Origin of the sequence: Pseudomonas sp. PSB11 (assembly GCF_014596605.1) — a bacterium.
Lineage (GTDB): Bacteria > Pseudomonadota > Gammaproteobacteria > Pseudomonadales > Pseudomonadaceae > Aquipseudomonas > Aquipseudomonas umsongensis.
In genome coordinates this window covers 1-22,211 of sequence record NZ_NOIO01000035.1, presented here as the reverse complement: position 1 = coordinate 22,211, position 22,211 = coordinate 1, and the positions used below count along the sequence as shown (strand labels likewise).

General features: G+C 61.5%; 18 protein-coding genes and 1 pseudogene. 9 read left to right on the top strand and 10 right to left on the bottom strand.

Going from position 1 to position 22,211, the window contains the following annotated elements; all coding sequences use genetic code 11:
* Window positions 1-55: 55 nt before the first annotated feature.
* The 4 genes from CGA21_RS27115 to CGA21_RS27100 form a co-directional block, all read right to left on the bottom strand.
* Window positions 56-2,053 (bottom strand): peptidase U32 family protein, encoded by a 1,998-nt coding sequence (locus CGA21_RS27115; protein ID WP_110750866.1) that lies wholly within the window; start codon window positions 2,051-2,053, stop codon window positions 56-58.
* Between the two features lie 1,261 nt (window positions 2,054-3,314).
* Entirely contained in the window at window positions 3,315-3,695 is a 381-nt protein-coding gene (locus CGA21_RS27110; protein ID WP_033044524.1) for a RidA family protein, read from the bottom strand.
* A gap of 97 nt (window positions 3,696-3,792) precedes the next feature.
* A complete protein-coding gene (locus CGA21_RS27105) occupies window positions 3,793-6,603 on the bottom strand; it encodes an amino acid adenylation domain-containing protein (protein ID WP_188265447.1) in 2,811 nt (936 codons plus the stop codon).
* A gap of 138 nt (window positions 6,604-6,741) precedes the next feature.
* Window positions 6,742-7,554 (bottom strand): AraC family transcriptional regulator, encoded by an 813-nt coding sequence (locus CGA21_RS27100; protein ID WP_188265446.1) that lies wholly within the window; start codon window positions 7,552-7,554, stop codon window positions 6,742-6,744.
* Between the two features lie 131 nt (window positions 7,555-7,685).
* On the opposite strand from CGA21_RS27100, the gene CGA21_RS27095 reads away from it, so the two are divergent.
* On the top strand, window positions 7,686-8,204 hold the full coding sequence (locus CGA21_RS27095; RefSeq protein ID WP_110750607.1) for a carboxymuconolactone decarboxylase family protein: 519 nt from the start codon (window positions 7,686-7,688) through the stop codon (window positions 8,202-8,204).
* Between the two features lie 27 nt (window positions 8,205-8,231).
* A complete protein-coding gene (gene grxC, locus CGA21_RS27090) occupies window positions 8,232-8,483 on the top strand; it encodes a glutaredoxin 3 (RefSeq protein ID WP_188265445.1) in 252 nt (83 codons plus the stop codon).
* 249 nt (window positions 8,484-8,732) lie between these two features.
* Here the strand turns inward: grxC and CGA21_RS27085 are convergent, their stop codons facing one another.
* From CGA21_RS27085 to CGA21_RS27075, 3 genes are read right to left on the bottom strand one after another with little or no spacing between them, the layout of a single operon-like run.
* A complete protein-coding gene (locus CGA21_RS27085) occupies window positions 8,733-10,241 on the bottom strand; it encodes a tripartite tricarboxylate transporter permease (protein WP_188265444.1) in 1,509 nt (502 codons plus the stop codon).
* 18 nt (window positions 10,242-10,259) lie between these two features.
* Complete coding sequence (locus CGA21_RS27080) at window positions 10,260-10,745, bottom strand: tripartite tricarboxylate transporter TctB family protein (protein WP_188265443.1); 486 nt, start codon at window positions 10,743-10,745, stop codon at window positions 10,260-10,262.
* A 1-nt stretch (window position 10,746) separates the two neighbouring features.
* Entirely contained in the window at window positions 10,747-11,712 is a 966-nt protein-coding gene (locus tag CGA21_RS27075) for a tripartite tricarboxylate transporter substrate binding protein (RefSeq protein WP_188265442.1), read from the bottom strand.
* A gap of 202 nt (window positions 11,713-11,914) precedes the next feature.
* Between CGA21_RS27075 and CGA21_RS27070 the strand changes: the two genes are divergently transcribed.
* The 3 genes from CGA21_RS27070 to CGA21_RS27060 all read left to right on the top strand — a co-directional run bounded on the left by CGA21_RS27070 (window position 11,915) and on the right by CGA21_RS27060 (window position 15,245).
* Window positions 11,915-12,265: a DUF6152 family protein gene (locus CGA21_RS27070; RefSeq protein ID WP_188265441.1), complete on the top strand. Its 351-nt coding sequence runs from the start codon at window positions 11,915-11,917 to the stop codon at window positions 12,263-12,265.
* Window positions 12,265-12,753: a DUF6644 family protein gene (locus CGA21_RS27065; protein WP_188265440.1), complete on the top strand. Its 489-nt coding sequence runs from the start codon at window positions 12,265-12,267 to the stop codon at window positions 12,751-12,753. Before CGA21_RS27070 ends, CGA21_RS27065 begins: the two co-directional genes overlap by 1 nt.
* 110 nt (window positions 12,754-12,863) lie before the next feature.
* On the top strand, window positions 12,864-15,245 hold the full coding sequence (locus tag CGA21_RS27060; protein WP_188265439.1) for a DUF3772 domain-containing protein: 2,382 nt from the start codon (window positions 12,864-12,866) through the stop codon (window positions 15,243-15,245).
* Window positions 15,246-15,358: 113 nt separating this feature from the next.
* Here CGA21_RS27060 and CGA21_RS27055 read toward each other — a convergent pair whose 3' ends face one another.
* Both CGA21_RS27055 and CGA21_RS27050 read right to left on the bottom strand, forming a co-directional pair.
* Entirely contained in the window at window positions 15,359-16,849 is a 1,491-nt protein-coding gene (locus CGA21_RS27055) for an aldehyde dehydrogenase family protein (protein WP_188265438.1), read from the bottom strand.
* Window positions 16,850-16,901: 52 nt separating this feature from the next.
* Window positions 16,902-17,291, bottom strand: a complete 390-nt coding sequence (locus CGA21_RS27050; protein WP_110750625.1) for a c-type cytochrome — start codon at window positions 17,289-17,291, stop codon at window positions 16,902-16,904.
* Window positions 17,292-17,549: 258 nt separating this feature from the next.
* On the opposite strand from CGA21_RS27050, the gene CGA21_RS27045 reads away from it, so the two are divergent.
* From CGA21_RS27045 to CGA21_RS30515, 4 genes and pseudogenes are all read left to right on the top strand, one after another.
* Complete coding sequence (locus tag CGA21_RS27045) at window positions 17,550-18,266, top strand: glycosyltransferase family 25 protein (RefSeq protein WP_110750627.1); 717 nt, start codon at window positions 17,550-17,552, stop codon at window positions 18,264-18,266.
* A 206-nt stretch (window positions 18,267-18,472) separates the two neighbouring features.
* Window positions 18,473-19,795: a hypothetical protein gene (locus CGA21_RS27040; RefSeq protein ID WP_110750629.1), complete on the top strand. Its 1,323-nt coding sequence runs from the start codon at window positions 18,473-18,475 to the stop codon at window positions 19,793-19,795.
* Between the two features lie 53 nt (window positions 19,796-19,848).
* A pseudogene (locus CGA21_RS30520) lies at window positions 19,849-21,120 on the top strand (HAMP domain-containing protein); the annotation flags it as partial.
* Window positions 21,121-21,144: 24 nt separating this feature from the next.
* Window positions 21,145-21,975, top strand: a complete 831-nt coding sequence (locus CGA21_RS30515) for a methyl-accepting chemotaxis protein (protein ID WP_411157093.1) — start codon at window positions 21,145-21,147, stop codon at window positions 21,973-21,975.
* A gap of 143 nt (window positions 21,976-22,118) precedes the next feature.
* Here CGA21_RS30515 and CGA21_RS27030 read toward each other — a convergent pair.
* Window positions 22,119-22,211: IS3 family transposase (locus tag CGA21_RS27030; protein ID WP_188263828.1), on the bottom strand; the 93-nt coding region annotated here is incomplete at its 5' end.

Genomic DNA, 22,211 nt, shown 5'->3' with positions numbered 1-22,211 from the left:
CAACCCCGTAGGGTGAGTTGACGAGCGCGCAGCCTTGACTGCGCGCTCGAAGGTCTCAGTGCGGTGCGCGATGGATGGTCTTGAGCAGGTCCTCGGGGCTGATGTGCCCGACGACCTGTTGCACGCTGCCCGGTTGCGGCAGATCGAGGATATGCCCCTTCATCTTGCCGATCACGTGCATCTCGCACGGCTTGCAGTCGAATTTCAACGTCAGCACTTCGTCGCCGTGGATCAACTGCATCGGGGCGACCTTGGTGCGCACGCCCGTCACGCCCTTGGCCTGCTTGGGGCACAGGTTGAAGGAGAACCGCAGGCAGTGCTTGGTGATCATCACCGGGACTTCGCCGGTTTCTTCATGGGCCTCGTAGGCCGCATCAATCAGCTTGACCCCGTGACGGTGATAGAAGTCGCGGGCCTTCTGGTTGTAGACGTTGGCCAGGAACGACAAGTGCGACTCCGGATACACCGGCGGCGGGCTGGTCTCGGCTTTGCGGCCACCCCGTGGATGGGCCTGGATGCGTGCAGCGGTCAACACCTCGATCACTTCGCGACGCAAGGCCTTGAGCTGCGAGTTGGGAATGAAGTACGCCTGCGGTGCATCCAGCTTGATGTCGGTGGCGTGGTATTCGGTGGTGCCCAATTGCCCCAGCAGGTCATGCAGTTGCTCAAGGGCCTGCTGCGGCTTGTTGGCCACACCGAATGGCCCGTCCAGGACAACGCTGGCGCTGACGCCCTCTTCGCTGGTGGCGGTCAGTTCCAGGCGCTCCTCGCGCAAGCGGGCGACCCAGGACAGACCGATCCGGCGCTCGGCCGAGGTTTTTTGCAACGCCTGGGCCCAGTTGTGATCCAGATTGCGGCTCAGCGGGTGATTCGGGCGCAACTGGTGCAAGCCCTTGGGCATCTCGTTAGGCTCGACGCGGTAGCGATAGCGCTTCTCGCCATCCTCTTCGAACTCGCCTTTAGCTTCTGCGATGTTGGTGCGCCAGCCCACCACTTCACGCTTGACCAGTACGTTGAGGCCGTCACCGTTGGACAGCGGCTCGTGGGTAACCACCAGCAGATCGCGCTTGCCGACTTTTTCCACCACGCCCACGGGTAGGCCGGTGAAGGTCGGCGAGTCGAACGCGCCGATGTCGATCTTGCGTTCGCTGACGAAGTAGTCGGTACTGCCTCGGTGGAAGGTCTTGTCCGGATCGGGCAGGAAGAAATGCGCGGTGCGGCCGCTGGAGGCGCGGGCCAGGTCCGGGCGGTCTTCGAGCACAGCGTCCAGGCGCTGGCGGTAGTAGGCGGTGATGTTCTTCACGTAGCCCATGTCCTTGTAGCGCCCTTCGATCTTGAACGAGCGCACGCCAGCTTCCACCAGCGCACGAATGTTGGCGCTCTGGTTGTTGTCCTTCATGGACAGCAGGTGTTTCTCGTAGGCGATCACCCCGCCCTTCTCGTCCTTGAGGGTGTACGGCAGGCGGCAGGCCTGGGAGCAGTCACCGCGGTTGGCGCTGCGGCCGGTCTGCGCGTGGGAGATATTGCACTGGCCGGAAAACGCCACGCACAACGCACCGTGGATAAAGAACTCGATCGCCGCCTCTGTTTCGTCGGCAATGGCGCGGATCTCTTGCAGGTTCAGCTCGCGGGCCAGTACCAATTGCGAAAAGCCGGCCTGGTCGAGGAACTTCGCCCGCTCCAGGGTACGGATATCGGTCTGGGTGCTGGCGTGCAGCTCGATCGGCGGGATGTCCAGCTCCATCACACCCAGGTCCTGGACGATCAGCGCGTCGACACCGGCATCGTACAGTTGATGGATCAGCTGGCGGGCCGGCTCCAGTTCATTGTCGTGCAGGATCGTATTGATCGTGGTGAACACCCGGGCGTGGTAGCGATGGGCGAACTCCACCAGCGCGGCGATATCGCTCACCTCGTTGCAGGCGTTGTGGCGCGCGCCGAAACTCGGGCCACCGAGGTAAACGGCGTCGGCGCCATGCAGGATCGCCTCACGGGCGATGGCCACGTCACGGGCGGGGCTGAGCAATTCCAGGTGATGTTTGGGCAGGGACATATATTTTTTAGTCAGGCTGTCACGGTCGAGGCGCGCATTGTAGCGGTGAAATGAGCGCGGGGCACCCGTGTACTGCCAGGTGGCGGGTTCGGGAGCTGCCTTCAACATCGCGTGTACCGCAAAAACCCTGTAGGAGCCCGGCTTGCCGGCGAAGGCGGCCTTATAGGCGAATCTATTTTTACGGTGTACATATCCATTCCTGCGGTAACGGCCACCTATGGTTTCGCTCTTACAGCGAGTCACTTGGAAAAACGGAACGCCGCCCGGCCCTAAGTAACCAAGGGCTCTTGCCCCTGGCGTTCGGTGCCTCGCTAGTGCTCGGCATGCCCTCGCTCCGGTCCTGCTCCGTGGGTCGCCGCGATGGGCCATCCATGGCCCAGCGCGGCTAAACCGGCATCCTTGCCGGTCGGCTGTCAGGCCGCCTCGCTTTGGCTTTTGATCTGGGTGCCCCATTAACCACGATGGCCGAACGCAGGCATTGCGCAGTGGGGAAACCGGCAGGACGCCGGTTTAGCCGCGCTGGGCCAGGGATGGCCCATCGCGGCGACCCACGGAGCAATGCCGGAGAGAGGGCATGCCGAGCCCTAGCGAGGCACCGAGTGGTGGGGCAAAGCCTTTTGCTTCCTTTTTGGCGTTTGAAAAAGGGAGTCGCTGTAAGAGCGAAACCATAAGCCGCCGTTACCGCAGCAATGGATATGTACTCCGACAATAAATCTCACACACAGGACTTCCTCTGACGCCCCGCATCACCGTTGCGCACGGCTCAATTAACGCGTCGTCAATGGAACGCAGAGCGTCCCTAACGGCATTCCCACGCAGAGCGTGGGAACGATCAAAACACAGGCATCACCTAAAAAGCAGGTCGGCTTTAAGGCCGCCTCGCTTTGCTGTTGATCGCAGGCGCCCCGTTAACCACGATGGCCGAACGCAGGCATTGCGCAGTGGGGAAACCGGCAGGACGCCGGTTTAGCCGCGCTGGGCCAGGGATGGCCCATCGCGGCGACCCACGGAGCAATGCCTTCGTTCTGGCATGCCGAGCCCTAGCGAGGCACCGAGTGGTGGGGCAAAGCCTTTTGCTTCCTTTTTGCTGGGCCGGCACTCCGGCGTTTGAAAAAGGGAGTCGCCGTAAGGGCGAAACCATAGGTGGCCGTTACCGCAGCAATGGATATGTACCCAATTAAACCGCGTTATCGTTCTTCGCCGGCAAGTCGGACCGCCGCACCGCTGGCTCCTACAAAGGCAAACGCAAAAGATATTGCGATCAGGCCTTCGCAGCCATCGCCGTAACTTCCACCCGCATGCCCTCAACCGCCAACGACGCCACGCCCACAGCCGCACGCACGGGCCATGGCTTGGCGAAGAAACGCTTGTAGACCTCGTTGAAAGCGGCGCGGTCGGCCATGTCGGTGAGGTAGATGGTCAGGTGCAGCACCCGGTCCATGGAACTGCCGGCGCGCTCCAGGGCCACTTTCAGCGCCTGCAGGGTGCACTCGCTTTGCAGGGTGATGTCGCCCAGTTCAAGGCTGCCATCGGCACGGGTCGGAATCTGGGTGGAGACCAGCATGCCGGCGAAACCGGCGACGTCGGAGGAGATGGAGTCCGCATCGGGATCGGGAACGAAGGTCAGGTCTTGGTTAGCCATGGGGGTCTCTTGTTGGAGGTGGTAAGGCGGCGGCGCACGCATGTCAGCCGCGGCATTCATGCGGCAACGCCTGTTGCGCCGCCAGTTTACGGAACCCTCACGCCACCCGCTCGACTTTATCCGCGCGACGTTTCTTGCCCTCACCGTTGCCACGCATCATTACCCAGCGCACGACCTTGTTCCAGGCATAAGCCACCACGACGCCCCCGACGACAGCGAAAACCACCCCGAGCAGCGGATAATCGCCGATGCGCCGGGCCACCGACTGGAACTGGAAGTGCGTCAGGTAGATATACAGCGTCGAGGAGGCAATCAATGCCATGCCCCTCGCCATCAGGCCGGGCACGGGAATGGCGCGGACCCAGATCACCAGGAGAGCGGCAGGCACGGCGATATCGATATGGCTCCAGACGTCGGCAGCGAGTGGTCCAAACCCCAGCATTGCCTGCATGTCCTGCCAACCCACCACCACGATGGCAACCAGCGTGACGATCCACTTCTGGGTGGTCGAATTGGCACTGTGGATGGCCATTCCGAGCACCATGATCGCCAGGTAATGCTGTGGCACACGATTGAACAGCGCGCTTGCATCGAACACATAGCGACTGATCAGCACGTCCGCCAACGCCAACACGCAAGTCGCTATGACGAAACAGCGAAACGGGTCGGCGCTGATGATGTTCCTGACGCGCTCGAACGACAGGACGAACCCGATGATCAGCAGCATCTGCACCAGTACTTCGATGTACCAATAGACGAAGTTGCCGATCAGGTAGGGCGAATACCAATTGGAAATCAGCAGCAATGATTGCCAATGCACCGTGTCGAACAGCACCTGCACCAACACCGTGTACAGGATCGTGGGCACCGCGATACTGGCAACGGACTTGACCAGCGTGCGCACGCTGCCGGACTCCTTGATGGCCTTGAATTGAAACCTTGCCAGGCTGAGCCCGGAAACCAGGAACAAGGCCATTGTTTCGCCGAACATCGGCCAATGTTCAACGACCTGGAAATGCCCCATCACAATCAACACGATGGAAACCACGCGCAAAAATACCGGCACTTCCATCGCCCGAATCGAAAACCGCGAGGCCTTGGTGTCGCTGGCCAGTTCACACAACTCGAGTACCGGGATCATTTCCCATTGATCGGGCAGATGACCGATGAGCTCTTCGAGCACCATCGAAGCCTGGACGAACGAGAGCGAATCCCCACCCAGCTCCACGAACGTCAAGTCTGGATCGATGCGCGGCACTTCAAGAATTTCGGCCCAGGCCTGGGTCAACCTCAGCGCCAGCGGCGACAGGTCCTGGCTGGCATTGACCGGCGTCGCCTGGTTATCGACAAGCAGCTGCAACGCCCGCCTATCGATCTTGCCGTTCGGCGTCAGTGGAATCCTCTCCACGAATACGAACAACGCCGGCACCATGTAGTCGGGCAACTGCCGCCCCACATGCTCACGCAACTCGCCCGATGAAACAGGCTCGGCTGACACACAACAGGCCACCAGCTTCACATTTGAACGGTCGTGATCGGCCAGCACCACGCATTGTTTGATCCGCGGATGCCTGGAGATCGAGCCTTCGATTTCAGCGAGTTCGATGCGATGGCCGCGAATCTTGACCTGGCTATCGCCACGCCCCCGGAACATGACACTGCCATCGGCAAGATAAGTGCCCAGGTCGCCGGTTCGATAGCAGATATCACCCTCGGCATGGGTGAAGGGATTGACCACGAACTTTTCCCGGGTCAGCGCTGCATCACCGTAGTACCCCAGGGACAGATAAGGGCTGCGTATCAGGATTTCTCCGACTTCGCCCTCGCCGACCAACTGATTGGCTTCATTGACCAGCAACAGTTGCGCACCCTCGATGCCTTTGCCCAGCGGGATCCTGGCATTGTCTAGCGCGCGATCGAGTTGATGGTAAGCCATTGCCTGCGGCGTTTCGGTCGTGCCATAGAAGTTGACGCTGACGGCGTTGGGCGCGATGGTGCGTATTTGTTCGTAAAGGGTGTTGCTCAAGGCATCCCCGCCCCAAAACAGATAGCGCAACTCATTGAACTGCAAGCCACTGATCTTCGCCCCGGTTTCAATGAGTTTGCCCAAAGGCGGCGTGAGATGAATGATGGAGATCCCATGATGGTGTATCCACCTGGCCAATGCCGCTGGATCGATCACGGTCGACTGGGCCGGGATGATCACTTTGGCGCCAATGGAAAGCGGCGTGAACACGTCCCTGTAGACCGGGTCGTGGCCCAGCCCCGACAGCAGGGAAAAACAACTGTCTTTGGTCAACCCATGACGCTGGCTGTGCCACTCGATGAAATGCACCAGGGGCGCGTGATGGGTGACAATTCCCTTCGGCTCGCCGGTACTGCCGGAGGTGAAGGTGATATAGGCCGGGTCTGCAGGGTTGACCTCGGGCAAGTCCTTCGGCTCGACGGCGAACGCCTGCAGCGCGTCGCCGGGCATTTCCGGAATATTGACCACGCGTACGACGGACGAACGCTGGGGTTCAAGTTCGAAGGCCGCTTCGCCACAGACCAGGACCACGGTCGGCTGCAGCGTCTGGATGATCTGTTCGATGCGCACGCGGGGGTAGGCCATGTCCGCCACGGTGAATGTCAAGCCGGCCCGTGAGGCACCGAGCATGGCGTAGACCAGGCCGGCACAGCGACCGGAGACGATCACCACACGGTCGGATGGCCGCGCGCCCTGGTCGAGCAAATAGCACGCAAGGCGTTGGCTTATCGCTTCCAGTTCGCCGTAACTGCATGTGGCGTCATGAGAAACCACCGCCACGGCATCGGGCGTTCGTCCAGCGTGCTGCAGGAAGTCCGCGAATATCGGACGTTCGACACAATACTCCAGATCCAGCGTCGGGTTTGGGCGCGCATCCTGCATGTTATTGGTTGACTCCCCATGGTCTGTACGACGTAGACACGACGGGACACTCGCAAACGAGAAATTCCCCCCCAAGACGCTAGCATAGCTGTCGTGGCCCGCCAGTGCGTCGACCAACAAGCGCCCAACCCTGAGCCGTTAGCCTCGCCATTGCCGCGGGCTGACCCCGGTCTTGCGGCGAAAAGCCCGGGCCAGTGCCGACGGGCTTTCATAACCGACCTCTTCGGCGATCAAGGCAATGGGCTTGCCTTCACGCAGGCGTTTCTGCGCCAGGCTGATGCGCCAGCTCACCAGGTAATCCACCGGGGCCTGCCCCACCACCCGCTTGAAGTGCTCGGCGAAACTGGCCCGGGACATGTTGGCCGCCACCGACAGTTCGGCCACGCTCCAGGCCTTGCCAGGCGACTCGTGCATGAGGCTCAAGGAGCGCGCCAGGCGGGGATCGGCCAGGCCGGCCATCATGCCCGGCGACTGACTGCCGCTGTTGAGGATGTGCCGCAACAACAGGATGACCACCAGTTCGAACAGCCGGTCCATCACCGCCTGGCGACCACAGGTACCGTCGAAGGCTTCGTTGAATAACCATTGCAGCGTGCTGGCCAGGGTCGGGATTTCATCCAGTGTCAGCACCAGGTAATCCGGCAGAGCCGTCGCCAGGGCGTTGCCTGCGCCCCCGTCGAAGTCCAGGGACGCGCAGACCAGCTGTGCCTCGCTGTCCTCTGTGGCCAGCAGGCGGTGACGATACGGCCGGGGAAAAAAGATCAGCGTCGGTTCGGTGATGTGCAGCTCACGGTCGTCCGCAAGCCTTAAGGACAGCGCCCCCGCCTGGAGCAAATGCAAATGACCGCAGGCCTGGTGGCCATCGAACGCCGTCGCGCCGCAAAACGTACCGCTGTGAAAGGTCCCGGCATTGACGCCGAAATGCGCAAGCAAGGTGGACAGGCGATCCATAAGGGCCTCAGGCAACAGTTTTGGACGATCTGTCGCATATCTTCGACGATTTGCACCAAATACACCAAGTCAATTCTCTAGCATTCATTTCGTACCCAGCGCATCTCGCGCATCGACTACGGAGAATCACCATGCCACGCATTTCCCCTCTCAGCCTCGAACACGCCACCGACACCACCCGCCCATTGCTCGACGGTGTGCAGAAAAAAATCGGCTTCCTGCCCAACGTGTTCCGGGTCTTGGCCCACGCCCCCGCGGTATTGGCCTCCTACCTGCAGAATTCGGCGGCATTGGGCAAGACGTCCTTGAGCGCCACGCAGAAGGAAGCGATCTTCCTCGCGACCTCCCAGGTCAACGGCTGCGACTACTGCCTGGCGGCGCACACGCTGTTTGCCGGCAAGGCAGGGCTTTCCAGCGAGGAGATCCTCAGTGCCCGTGAAGGCCAGCTAGATGCCTACGCGCTGCTCGCCCGGCAAATCACCGAGAGTCGTGGGCACTTGAACCGCGAGCAGATCGCCGCGGCCCGCGCCGCTGGGATCGATGACGCGAAAATCATCGAAGTGATCGCCCATGTCGCTTCGCAAACGCTGACCAACTACCTGAACAACGTCGCCCTGACCGAGATCGACTTTCCGGCTATCGGCGCCTGAACCCTTCTGCTGCAGAGGAAACATTTCATGAAGACGGTAACCCTGTACACCACCGACACCTGCCCGTACTGCCGCAGCGCCAAGGCACTGCTGGCCGGCAAAGGCGTGACACCGCAGGAGATCGACGTTCAGCGCACCCCTGGCAAACTCGAAGAAATGCTCAGCCGCAGCGGCCGGCGCAGCGTGCCGCAGATTTTCTTCGACAACATGCACATCGGCGGCTTCGACGACCTGGCCAGACTCGATCGGCAGGGTGCCCTGGTGTCCATGCTGGCCTGACTCCCTGTAGGAGCGAGCATGTTCCGGGCGGCGTTTCGACGATGGTCGTCAATCATGACGCGGGAAGCCTGGGACCCCGCGGCGCTCTCGGGTTCATCGCGAGCATGCTCGCTCCTACAGATGTTGGCCGCCCCCTGTAGGAGCGAGCTCGCTCGCGATGGTCTGCAACGATGACGCGGGGAGCCTGGCACCCCGCGGTGCTCTCAGGTTTTTCGCGAGCATGCTCGCTCCTACAGAGGGACCGACATCTCAGTCATCCTCATGCAACTTGATACCACGTGCATGCAACAGCGGTGGCACCACCAGCACCAACAACGTCAGGGCCATGAACGCCGCCGAGATGGGCTGGGTCAGGAATATCGTCCAGTCGCCCTCGCTGATCGACAAGGCATTGCGCAACTGCTTCTCGGCCATCGGGCCGAGCAGCATGCCGACGATCACTGGCGCGACCGGGAAGTCGAAACGCCGCATCAGCACTCCAGCCCAACCGATGGCCAGCATCAGCAGCAGGTCGAAGGAAGAATGACGCATGCCGTAGACGCCGATGGTGGCGAACACCAGGATTCCGGCGTTGAGGTAAGGCCGGGGGATCTGCAGCAGCTTGACCCACAGGCCCACCAACGGCAGGTTTAATATCAGCAGGATGACGTTGCCGATGTACAGCGAGGCCACCAGGGTCCAGACCAGGTCGGCGGAGGTTTCAAAGAGCATCGGCCCCGGTTGCAGGTTGTAGTTCTGGAACGCCGCCAACAGGATCGCCGCCGTGGCGGACGTCGGGATGCCCAGGGTCAGCAATGGCACCAGCGAGCCGGTGGCGCTCGCGTTGTTGGCCGCTTCCGGGCCGGCCACGCCTTCGATGGCGCCCTCGCCTTTGTTGGCCGAAAACTCTTTCGGGTATTTGCTCAGCTTGCGTTCGGCGGAATAGGACAGAAAGGTCGGGATCTCCGCGCCGCCAGCGGGAATCGAGCCGAACGGGAAACCGATCAGCGTGCCCCGCAGCCACGCAGGCACCGAGCGTTTCCAGTCGGCGCGGGTCATCCACAACGACGTCAGGCGGTGCCGCCCTTCGGCTTGCTCCTGCTGATAGAGCAGGCTGTACAGCGCCTCCCCCACCGCAAACAAGCCGACCGCCACCAGCACCACCTCGATGCCATCCACCAGTTCCGGAACGCCGAGGGTGTAGCGGGCAATGCCCGACGTCGAGTCGAGGCCGATCAGGCCGATGGTCAATCCGATCCCCAGTGACGCAAAGCCACGCAGCATGGAAGCACCGAGCACCGCCGACACCGTGGTGAAGGACAGCACCAGGATCGCGAAATATTCCGCCGGCCCGAAATTCAGCGCCAGCCTGGCCACCACCGGTGCGAACAGGGTCAACAGGACGGTGGCAATGGTGCCGGCAACGAAGGAGCCGATGGCCGCCGTGGCCAGCGCCGGCCCTGCCCGGCCATTGCGCGCCATGAGGTTGCCTTCCAGCGCCGTGACCATGGACGAGGACTCACCCGGCGTATTGAGCAGGATCGAGGTGGTGGAGCCGCCGAACTGCGCGCCGTAGTAGATCCCGGCGAACATGATCAGGGCACCGGTGGGATCGACCTTGGCGGTGATCGGCAGCAGCAGGGCCACCGTCAGCGCCGGCCCGATACCCGGCAATACGCCAATGGCGGTGCCCAGCAGGCAGCCGATGAAGCCCCACAGCAGATTGATGGGCGTCAGCGCCGCGGAAAACCCCATCGCCAGGCTTGCAAGAATGTCCATGCTGTCGATCTCCTTGGATCAGATCCAGGCGTTGACCAGCGGCGGCAGGGAAACCCCCAGCCCGGCGTTGAACAACCAGTAGATCGGCAGGGTCAAGGCCATGCCGATGGCCAGGTCGCGCAGCGGATGACGACTGCCAAAGCCCCGCGCCGAACAGGCAAACAGCAACCCGGCCGCCAGCACGAAACCAATGACGTTGATCAGCACGGCCACACCGATCAACCCTGCGGTGACCCAGGCCGCGCCGGCCTTGCCGCCCGCCACGGTGTGGGTTTGTTCGTTATCCAGTTCGCGAAAACCGCCGCTGGCCGCCTGATAACTCAACAACACGCCCACCGCCCCCAGAAACCCCGCGACCACCCAGGGGTAGACATAGGCCGGCAGTATCACGAAGCCCATCTCCGGCGGAAAGCGCCAGGCGCCCACCGCCAACACGACGCTGAGCACAATCAAGCCAATGCCAATGGCCAACTGGGTCGGCACGACAACGCGCGCACCGGCCATTTCAAAGCAACCCGACCTTGACCAGCATCGCGCGCAACCGCACGTGTTCTTCGTCGACGAACTTGCCGAAATCGTCACCGGTCAGCACGCTCTCTGTCCAGGCGTTGGTCTTGATGTTGTCCTGCCAGACTTTGCTCCGGGAAGCGGCCACCACCGCGTCAGTCACTTCCTTGCGCTGCTCGGGCGTGAGGCCCGCGGCGCCATAGACACCCCGCCAGTTGCCGATAACCACGTCGTAGCCACTTTCCTTGAGGGTGGGGGCATCGATCCCCGGCACGCGCTCGGGGGCACCGATGGCGAGCACGCGGAACTGGCCATTCTTGATGTATTGACCCAGTTCGGCGTAACCGCCGGTGATCACCTTGATCTGGCCGCCCAGGGCCTGGGCAACGATTTCACCGCCACCACCGGTGGCGATGTAATTCACCTTGTTGACCGGAACATCCAGCTTGCCGGCCAGTTCGGCGATGCCGATATGGTCGATCGAACCTTTGGAACCACCGCCCCAGGTAACGCTGGTCGGCTTGGCCTTGAAGTCCTTGATCAGGTCATCGAGGGTCTTGTATGGCGAATCCTTGCGCACCGCGAGCACGTTGTACTCGGTGAACAAACGGGCGATCGGCGTCACGTCCTTCAAGCTGATCTGCGGTTTGTTCTGCTCGATGCCCGCAACCATGATCGCCCCGACCACCAGCAACGCATTCGGGTCGCCCTTGGTGCTGTTGGCAAACTGCGCCAGCCCTAGCGTACCGCCCGCGCCACCCTTGTTCTCAAAGGTGACGGATTTGGCCACATTGGCCTCAATCAGGGCTTTGCCGAGCACCCGCGCCGTCTGGTCATAACCGCCGCCCACGGAACCGGGGGCCATGAACTTGACGGTATCCAGCGCCTGCGCGGGGGTGGCGAGTGCTACAGCGACAAGGCCCGCAGCCAGGCAATGGCCGACGCGACGAAGCAAAGCGGACATGGTGTCTCTCCCTTCAGCATTGTTTTTATGGGTGTCATCTGCGAGTAAGCGTAGAACATGGTTGCGACCAGGGCCTGTCGAGCCTGGCGAGCCTGCGTCACAGACTGAAACATTCTTTTGGTCGGGGGTGATCCAGTGCCCAAAATGTGCCAACTATCCTGAGCAACATCGACCCGCGACCTCGGCAACTGGAGAACCTGTCATGAACTACATGCTCAAGGGCGTTGGCGTGGCATTGTTGTTGGCGGCCACTGCGGCATTCGCCCATCACGGCTGGAGCGAGTATGACGCCAGCAAACCCTTGCAACTGAGCGGCACCATAGAAGCGTCCGGTTACTCCCACCCCCACGGTTTCATCAACCTCAAGACGGCTGACAAGACCTGGAATGTGGTGCTCGCACCGCCCTCGCGCATGGAAAACCGTGGGCTGCCGAAGGACATGCTGGCGGTCGGCACCCAAGCCAGCGTGGTCGGTTACCAGAACCGCAACAAACCCGATGAATTACGCGCAGAACGCATCACGATCGGCGACAAGACCATCGAGTTGCGCTGATGGAAGGCAATCGGGGCTGGCTGGACTGGCTCAATGACTCGTCGCTTGGCTCAGCCATGCGCGGTGACTTGTGGCTGTATCCACTGGTGGAGGTGGTGCACATCCTCGGCTTCGCGATACTGGTCGGTTCGGTGGTGATGTTCGACCTGCGGGTGCTTGGCGTATCGCGCAATATCCAGGTGACGGCCCTGGCCCGCCATCTCCTGCCATGGTCGGTTGCGGCATTGCTGTTGGTCGTTCCGGCCGGGCTGATGATGTTCAGCGCCCATCCTCACGATTTCGCTTCCAATGACATATTCATTCTCAAGCTGTGCCTGATTGCCACGGCGGGTCTGAACGCCGTGCTGTTCCATCTTGGCGTCTACCGTTCCGTGACGGCGTGGGATGCCGGCGACCCGGCACCGGCCGTGGCCAAACTGCAGGCATTGTTCTCGATCGCGCTCTGGGTCAGCGTGATCCTCTGCGGCCGGTTGCTGGCCTATACCTGAAGGATCGCGCTGGTTCTGCACCGTTGCACGTCTGATCAAAAAAGCCTCGACAACCTGAGTCATGACCTAACCTCAAAGGCTGAGTGACACACAACCAGTCGAGCACTCCGATGCGCCATGCCTTGAGTTTGCTGATTCTCATCGCTTTACTGTTCGGGCCGAACGCCGCAAAGCTGTCGGCGGCCCAACCGCTGCAACCTCCTTCCGCATCTGCAACACCTGCCTCCGCCAGCGTTTCCGAAAGTGATCTGGACGCGCTGATGGGCCAACTCGGCAATCTCAAGCAGCAGGTCTCCCTGGCCACCAACTACAGTCAACTGGAGGGCCCGCAGGATCTGGTTCAAGCGCTTATCCGCGAAATCGACCGGCTCACGGCGCTGTTATTGCCCGAACAGACTCAGTTGCAGGCGCAACTGGGTGTACTGGGACCGACGCCTTTGGCCGATGTCGGGCCCGAGAAAGCCGAAATTGCCAATCAGCGAATAGCCCTCAACGAGCAAAAGAACCGCGTCGACTCCAGGCTCAATACCCTGGCCACCCTCAAGGCCAGCGCCGCCGAACTGCTGATCCAGATTGCCGCCATTCGCCGCAGCTTGCTGGAAACCGAAGTGACCCAGCGGACCCGCAGCGTGCTCAATCCCTGGTTCTGGGCCACGTTGTTCAATCCGCCAGAGCATGACCGGCAAAAATTCAACGCATTCCTCCAACAGATCGGCGCCACGCTTGGCGCCACCTGGCGACCGGGCGAACGCCTGTTGACCAGCTTGTTACTCGTCATGGCCCTGGTTTTCTGGATCTTCGGTCGGCGGGTGGCCGAGCGCGGGCTGACCTGGTTGTGTATTCACCGGATGCCGGAAGGACGCCTGCGACGCAGCACCCTTGCGCTGTCCTCGGTGGTGGCCACGGTCCTGTCTGCCTGGATCGCCCTACAGTTGCTGTTCTTTACCGTCACCCGCGAGCTGCCCCTGACGCCGCAACTCGCCGGTTTTTCCCAGGATTTCGAAAAGATCGTCTATACCTGCGTGCTGATTACCGGCCTGAGTCGCGCACTGCTATCCACGCAGCACCCTTCATGGCGCCTGCCAGCGTTTGCCGATCCGCTCGCCCTGGCGATCAAGCCCTACCCCACACGCCTGGCCCTGGCATTGCTTGTGCTGGTGTCGCTGGCGCAGATAACCAATGTCACCGGCATGACCCCAGGGCTGGTGATCTCGGTCCGTGGCCTGGTCGCACTGATCGTCTCGGCCATGATCGCCATGCTGCTGTTACGCGTTAACAAAACCCGCCGGGACATGGTTGCGGCGGGCATTGCCCCCGAAGCCGGGCGGACGTTGGCCGGGGTGATCTATGCCTTCGCCAGCATCGCGATCGCGATTTCCCTCCTGGCCCTGCTCACCGGCTACATATCGCTCTCGCGGTTCATCACCTACGAACTGGTGTGGTTTTTCATCATATTCGCCGGCTTCTATCTGCTGACCCAGCTGTTCAAGGACAGCTGCGAACACCTGTTTTCCCCCCGCCATTCCACCGGCAAGACCCTCAAGCAGCTGCTGGGCATTGGCGATACGCGGCTGGAACAGATTTCGGTCATCCTGTCCGGCGCCGGTCGCGCCGCCCTGTTGCTGATCGCGCTGATCACCTTGATGGTGGGCGGGATCGGCTCGACGCTCGAACAACTGGCCACCAACATCCTCGCCATGCTCGGTGGCGACGGCCTGCGCAAACTGAACATCGTCCCGGCCAACCTGTTGCACGCCGTGCTCGCCGTGGTCATCGGCCTCTACCTGGTTCGCTCGCTGCGGCGCTGGCTGGACAATGAGCTGCTGCCCAAGACCGAAATGGACCCCGGCATGTGCGCCTCCCTGAGCACGCTGTTCTCGAACATCGGCTATGCCTTGGTGCTCCTGTTGACCCTGTCCTCTCTGGGCGTCAAGTGGACCAATCTGGCCTGGATCGTCAGCGCCCTGTCGGTGGGGATCGGTTTCGGCCTGCAGGAGATCGTCAAGAACTTTGTCTCCGGCATCATCCTCTTGACCGAACGCCCGGTGAAAGTCGGCGACCTGATCAGCATCAGCGGGGTCGAAGGCGACATCCGCCGGATCAACGTGCGCGCCACCGAAATACAGCTGGCCGACCGTTCGATCGTGATCGTGCCCAACTCGCAATTGATCTCGCAGAACCTGCGCAACGTCACCCTGGGCGGCAGCGCCCAGGGGGTGGCGACACTGGAATTGATGTTCCCGCTGGACATCGACCCCGAGCAAGTACGCAACCTGCTGTACGACACCTTCAGCGAGCACGAGACCATTCTGGAAAAGCCGGCGCCGGTGGTGCGCTTCAGCCAACTCAAGCCGGAAGGCATTACCCTGACCGTTACCGGTTACGTCAACAGCCCGCGCATGGTCACCGCGATCAAGAGCGAGCTGCTGTTCGAGATTCTCAAGCGGCTGGGTGCCGCCGGGATAGAGCTGGCGAAACCGCCAACAGCGTAACGCGAATGCCTTTGTAGGAGCTGCCGAGTGAAACGAGGCTGCGATCTTTTGATTTTGCATTTAACAATCAAAAGATCGCAGCCTCGTTTCACTCGTCAGCTCCTACGGGTTGATCAGTGAGCGATGCACACCGATTTCAGCTCGGTATAAGCCTCGATCACCGCACGACCAAACTCACGCCCCATGCCCGACTGCTTCACACCACCGAACGGCATCGCCGGGTCGAGCAACACATGGGCGTTGACCCACACCGTACCGGCTTCGATACGCGGCACCAGGTTCATGGCCTTGCCCAGGTCGTTGGTCCACAGGCTGGCGGCCAGCCCGTAGCGGTTGTCGTTGGCCAGTGCGATGACGGCGTCTTCATCGTCGAACGGCATCACGCCCAGCACCGGACCGAACACCTCCTCGCGCGCCACGGCCATGCTGTGGTCGATGTCGGCGAGGATGGTCGGCTGGACAAAGAACCCCTCGCCTTCCAGCAGCTCGCCGCCCGCCACCACCCGCGCACCTTCCTGGCGGGCCAGCTCAATGTGCTTGAGCACGCTCTGCTGTTGCTTGCGCGACACCAGTGGGTTGATCGCCGCCTCGCAGTTCATGCCCGCGCCAATCGGCATCGCCGAGACCGCCGCCGCCAGGGCTTCGACGAACTTGTCGTGGATCGAGCGATGCACGTAGAAGCGCGAAGCCGCCGCGCACACCTGGCCATTGTTCAGCAAGCCACCGAGGATCGCACCCTGCACGGCTTTTTCGATGTCGGCATCGGCGAGCACGATCATCGGGTTCTTGCCGCCCAGCTCCAGGGAGAAACGTGTCATGTTTTCCATGCACGCCACACCCACGCTCTTGCCCACGGCGGTGGAGCCGGTGAACGACACCTTGCTCACTAGCGGGTGCGCGGTCAGCACGCCGCCGACCGAGGCACCGCCGCCGGTCACCACGTTGAACACACCCGCCGGAATGCCCGCTTCAAGGGCCAGTTCGGCCAGGCGCATGGCGGTCAATGGGGTTTCCATTGCCGGCTTGATGATCACCGTGCAACCGGTGGCCAGCGCCGGCATCAGTTTCCAGGCGGCGATCAGCAGCGGAAAGTTCCACGGCACAATGCCGACCACAACCCCCACTGGCTCACGCTTGGTGAACGCCGTGAATTTGGCACCCGGCGGCAGCGGGATCGACACATCGAAGGTCTGCCCTTCGATCTTGGTCGCCCAGCCGGACATGTAGCGCATGAACTCCACCGTGGCGTTCAGGTCCAGCGCGCGGGCCATGTTGATCGACTTGCCCTGGCTCAGGGTTTCCAGCTGCGCCAGCTCTTCGGCATGCTCCTCCACGAGGCGGGTGAAGTTCAGCAGGATGCGCTCGCGGTCCGCTGGACGCAGGCCCGACCACACGCCGGACTTGAAAGCCTGGTGCGACGATTGCACGGCGCGCTCGACGATCTCCAGGGGTGCGTCGAGGGTTTCGCACAGGGTTTGCCCGGTGGCCGGGTTGACCACGGTAATCTTCTGACCTTCGGCAAACACCCACTGGCCATCGATAAAGCAGCCGTGTTGGCGATCGAGGAATGCAGCAACCTGCGGCAGGATTTCAACGTTGCTCATGAATCACCTTTCAATTCAGATGGACGAGCCGGCTTGCCGGCGAAAGCGTCAATTAGTGTTGTTCTTTGAGGAAGCACACCACCGCCTGGCGATCATCCGCCGAGGCCATGCCCATGTAGGGCATGTAGGTGCCAGGCACATAGGCCTGGGGTTGCGTGATCAGTTGCGCGATGTTCTCGGCTTGCCAGTCGATGTTCTTGTTGCGCATGGCTTGCGAGTAGTTGAAGCCTTCCAGCGAGCCGGACTTGCGCCCCACCACGCCTGCCAGGTTCGGCCCCATCATGCCCGTCGTGCCTTTGCTCACCGCATGGCACACCCCGCATTCATTGGCGAACACTTCGGCGCCACGCTGCTGCAGCGGTGCGCAATCGGCGGCAATAGCAGCCTGCGCCAGAGTGACGGACAACACAGCAACGAGGGACAAACGCAGGGTGGTGAACATAAGAAAACGACCTTGAAAATCCACGCATTCGCTGGCAAAGCGAACGCCAACACTGAAAGTGCCGAGGCAATGGGCTTCGGCAGGTTGAGAGCGATTGTCGGTGGTCGCCGGCTAGCAGGTTTTGCCCTGCCTGCCAGTTGTGTTGGCGGTTCTGCCAAAGTGCCGGGTGGGTGCGATCAGCGATAGCAAAGCCTGATCCAAAGTTCTGCCTATACTGCAATCCAGCCGCCCTGATTACCTGCGCTGAGGAACTGCTGGATGAATGTGACCGACTATTTCGATCGAGCCAGAATCATCAACATCGCGTCAAGAAAGGATCGCCGCGTAGAAACGGTACAAGAATTCGCGCGCAACGGTTTTCCCTTTGATCACGAAAAAGTCAGCTTTTTCCAGGCGGTGACGCCCAGTGAAGACAACGGATTTCCAAGTATCGGCGCCAGGGGCTGCTTCATGAGTCACCTGGGGATTCTGGAAGAGGCGATACGCCTGAACGTGAAAAACATATTGATCCTGGAGGATGACATACAGTTTTCCAAACGCATTTCCCACTATGGAAAACAGGCCATCGAGTCCCTGCAAGGCATGGAGTGGGACATCGCCTACTTTGGCCATCCGTTCGAAGGCGACTCAAGCTCGCCCACCTGGAAAGCGGTCGACCAGCCCATACACTTGTCGCATTTCTATGCGGTAAACGGTAAATGCATTACCCGGTTGCGCGATTTCCTGCTGCAGATCCTGGAGCGCCCGCCAGGCCATCCAGACGGTGGGCCGATGCACTATGACGCCGCCCTCAATACGCTTATTCATTCGAACAAAGACGTTCAGGCCTACTATTTCACCTGGAACCTGGGCTACCAAAGGCCCTCGCGCACGGACTTGCATGCGCTGTCCCTGTTCGACAGGACGCCTGTCCTGCGCGATGTCATGGGCATGCTCAGGAAGTTGAAGGCCATGAACCTGAGAAGAATTCGATAGTGTCCCGCCCCGCCTCTCTCTAGCTGGAAAAAATCCCACACGCCCCTCTCAATCAGTGCACCCAGGTGTGCACTGTCACCCCGCCGTGCAATCTGGCAAGCACAACCAACTCTTTGGCACCGTGGCAACAAGGCGCAAAAAATCCCGGCATTAGTATCTGGAAGGACCGCAACCCTGCGCTCAAGAACAAGAACGGATGCCACACCATGCTCAAGTCCCCCTTGCTTCGCCTCTCGACCCTGGCGCTGCTGATCAGTGCCGGCCAGGCGAGCGCCTACGAACTCTACGCCAGTGACGACAGTCATCTTAACGCCACCCTGGAAGCGGTTTTCGGCGTCTTCCACAGCCAGGAAAACTACGCCCTGTCGGGTCGTCTCGATGAAGGTTCGTCGTCCTGGCGCGAGGGCTACATCAAGTACGGCCTGAGTTTCGACCAGGGCCTGGCGGGGGTCGGCACCGCCTACGGCGCGGCCAACCTGCTCAGCTCCGGCACCTGGGGCGACGGTGATGCCGCCGGCTTCACCGACGGTTCGGAACGCACCACCAAGTTCGAAGACGCCTACCTCGGCTGGCGCTCGAGCGATCTGTTTCCCGTGCTGGGTGCGGACGGCATCGACCTGTCTTTCGGCCGCCAGAACATCGTGGTCGGCGACGGTTTCCTGATCAACGGCGACGCGCTGAACCTGGGCAAGGGCCTGGCCGACGGCGAGTTCAATCGCGGTGGCGCCTACTGGCTGGCGGCGCGCAAGGCCTTCGATGAGACCGCGGTGCTGCGTATCGGCGGCAAGGAAGGCTGGCGCAGTGACCTGATGTGGTTGAAATCCAACAACCGCGCCCAGGCCAAGACCGAAATGTACGTCGGCACCCTGGAGCACGTGTCCGAGGCCGGTACCGTCGGCCTGACCTACATCGACACCACCGACATCGACGAACAGTACGCCTCCCCCGTGCAACTCGAGCGCGATGGCATGAAGACCTACAGCCTGCGCGCGACCGGCAACGCCGGGGTCAAGGACCTGTTCCTTTCCGGTGAATACGCCAAGCAGGACAAACCCCACACCGCCACCGAAGACGCCTGGTACCTGGAAGCCGGCTGGACCTTTTCCGAGGCACCCTGGACGCCGTATGCCGGCTATCGCTACAGCCGTTTCTCGGAAGGCTACGACACATTGTTCTACGGCTTCAGCCGCGGCTTCGGCACCTGGTTCCAGGGTGAAGTAGCGGGCAACTATGCCGGCCCGTTCAACACCAACTCGCGCATCCAGCAACTCAAGTTCACCGTATCGCCTTTGGAAAACCTGACCGTCGGCGCGATGTACTTCAACTTCGACACCATCGACCGCGACCTGGGCAATACCGATGGCCACGAAGTCGACCTGTACGCCGAATGGCACCTCAACGACCACCTCACGGTGATGCCGCTGATCGGGCTGTTCCAGCCGGACAAGAGCGCCGACCAGGGTGGCACGCAGCTGGGCAACAACGACAAGAACCTCTACAGCCAGGTGATTTTCGCCAGCGCTTTCTAAGTCATGCCGGGGCAGTGGTGCATCCGCTGCCCCCGCGGAAAAAGGCTTTTCCCATGCACAGAAGATTCCTCACGATCCAGAGCAAGATCGCCCTGCTCGCCGGCCTCTGCCTGGTGCTGGTGGTGGGCTTGCTGATGGGCCTGTCCCTTTACCAGACGCACAAGAGCAGCCAGCAAGTGGCCCGGGCCAGCAGCGACATGCTCGCCGACGCGGCCCGGGAACACATGCAGGCCCTGGGTAAAGTGCAGGCCATGCAAGTGCAACGCACCTTCATGCAGACCCACGAATATGGCCAGGGATTGTCGCGGTATCTGTTGTACCTCAGGCAACTCCGGCAACAGGGCAATCTGACCCGCCAACAATTGCGCCAGGAGCTGAGCACCCAGCTTCAACAGGCCCTGATCGACAAGCCCGACCTGCTCGGGCTTTATGTCATTTTTGAACCCGACGCGCTGGACGGTGCCGACTCAGGCTTCGCCGGCAAGCCGGACCTGGGCAGCAACGAGACCGGACGCTTCTCCCTGTACTGGGTGCAAGGCAAACCCGGCGAACTGCAAGCGGTGATCGGCGATGAAGGCCTGCTGGCCAACACCGAGCCAGGCCCCAGCGGCGCACCCTACAACGCTTTCTATACCTGCGCCCGCGACAGCCGCCAGGCCTGCGTGCTGGAGCCCTACTTCGACGAGGCGTCCGGCAGTCGCAAACTGGTGACCAGCGTCGCCTTCCCGTTGCTGGAAAACGGCAAGGTCATCGCCGTGGTCGGGCTCGACATCAACCTCGCCGCCTTGCAAAAGAACAGCGAAACCAGCGCGCTGCAACTGTTCGACGGCCATGGCCAGATCAGCATCGTCAGCCCCCGTGGCGTGATCTCCGCCAACAGCCAGGATGTCAGTCGCCTCGGGCAACCGATGGACAATGCCCAGGTGATGGAGGCCTTGCGCCAGGGCCAGCCGAAAGTGTTTGAAGACCCGCAGCAGATCAACGTCCTTGAACCGCTGCCACCGATTGCCGGTGCTGCGCCCTGGGGCGTGCTGGTGGGCGTGCCCCAAGACGTATTGCTGGCACCGGTCGCCACCCTGCAAAAGCAACTCGACGCCCAAGCCGTGCAAAGCACTGCGCTGGAACTGCTGCTCGGTGGCGGCTCGGCCCTGCTGGGCCTGTTGCTGATCGGCTACACGGCACGACGCATCACCCGGCCGCTGCAGATGCTGACCCGGGTCATGGAGGATATCTCCCTTGGCGAAGGCGACCTGACCCGGCGCCTGCAAGTGCAGTCACAGGATGAAATCGGCCAGTTGGCCACGGCGTTCAACCGCTTTGTCGAGCGCATTCACCAGTCGATTCGCGAAGTGTCGTCGGCAGCCCTGGGCGTCAACGAAGGTGCCCGCCGGGTGCTGGAGGCCTCCCATTCGTCGCTGAGCAATTTCGACGATCAATCGAGCCGCACCAACAGTGTCGCCGCCGCCATCAATCAGTTGGGCGCCGCTGCGCAAGAGATCGCGCATAACGCCTCCGATGCCTCGCACCAGGCCTCCAGTGCACGGCAACAGGCCGAGGACGGTCGCCAGGTTGTGCAACGCACCATTGAAGTGATGCACGAACTGTCTGGGAAAATCAGCACGTCGTGCGCCAACATCGAAGTGCTCAACGACAAGACCGTGAACATCGGGCAAATCCTCGAAGTGATCAAGGGCATCTCCCAGCAGACCAACCTGCTGGCGCTCAACGCCGCCATCGAAGCAGCCCGGGCCGGTGAAGCCGGCCGCGGATTTGCCGTGGTCGCCGACGAGGTGCGCAGCCTGGCCGGTCGCACCCAGTCTTCGGCGCTGGAGATCCAGCAGATGATCGAAGAGCTGCAAGTGGGTGCCCGCGACTCGGTCACCACCATGACCGAAAGCCAACAGCACAGCGAAGAAAGCGTCAGCATCGCCAACCTCGCCGGCAGCCGATTGAGCAGCGTGACCCAACGCATCGGCGAGATTGACAACGTCAACCAGTCCGTCGCCGCCGCTACCGAAGAGCAGACCGCCGTGGTGGAAGCCTTGAACGTCGACATCACTCGGATCAACACGCTGAACCAGCAAGGGGTGGAGAACTTGCAGGCGACGTTGCGGGCTTGTACCGAGCTGGAACAGCAGGCTGGGCGACTTAACCTATTGGTGGGGAGTTTCAGGATCTGAGCCTTTGACCGATCGTTCCCACGCTCTGCGTGGGAATGCATCCCGTGACGCTCTGCGTCACATCCACAAGCGGAACGCGGAGCGTCCCTGGCGGCATTCCCACGCAGAGTGGACTGACCCCGAAATGTTGGACGATCGTAAATCTATACCTGAACAGATCGAGCCCTGTATTCAACAGGGCTCAGTCCGTTTAGCTTCAGTTTGATGCGTTGGTGATTGTAATAGTGGATGTAGTC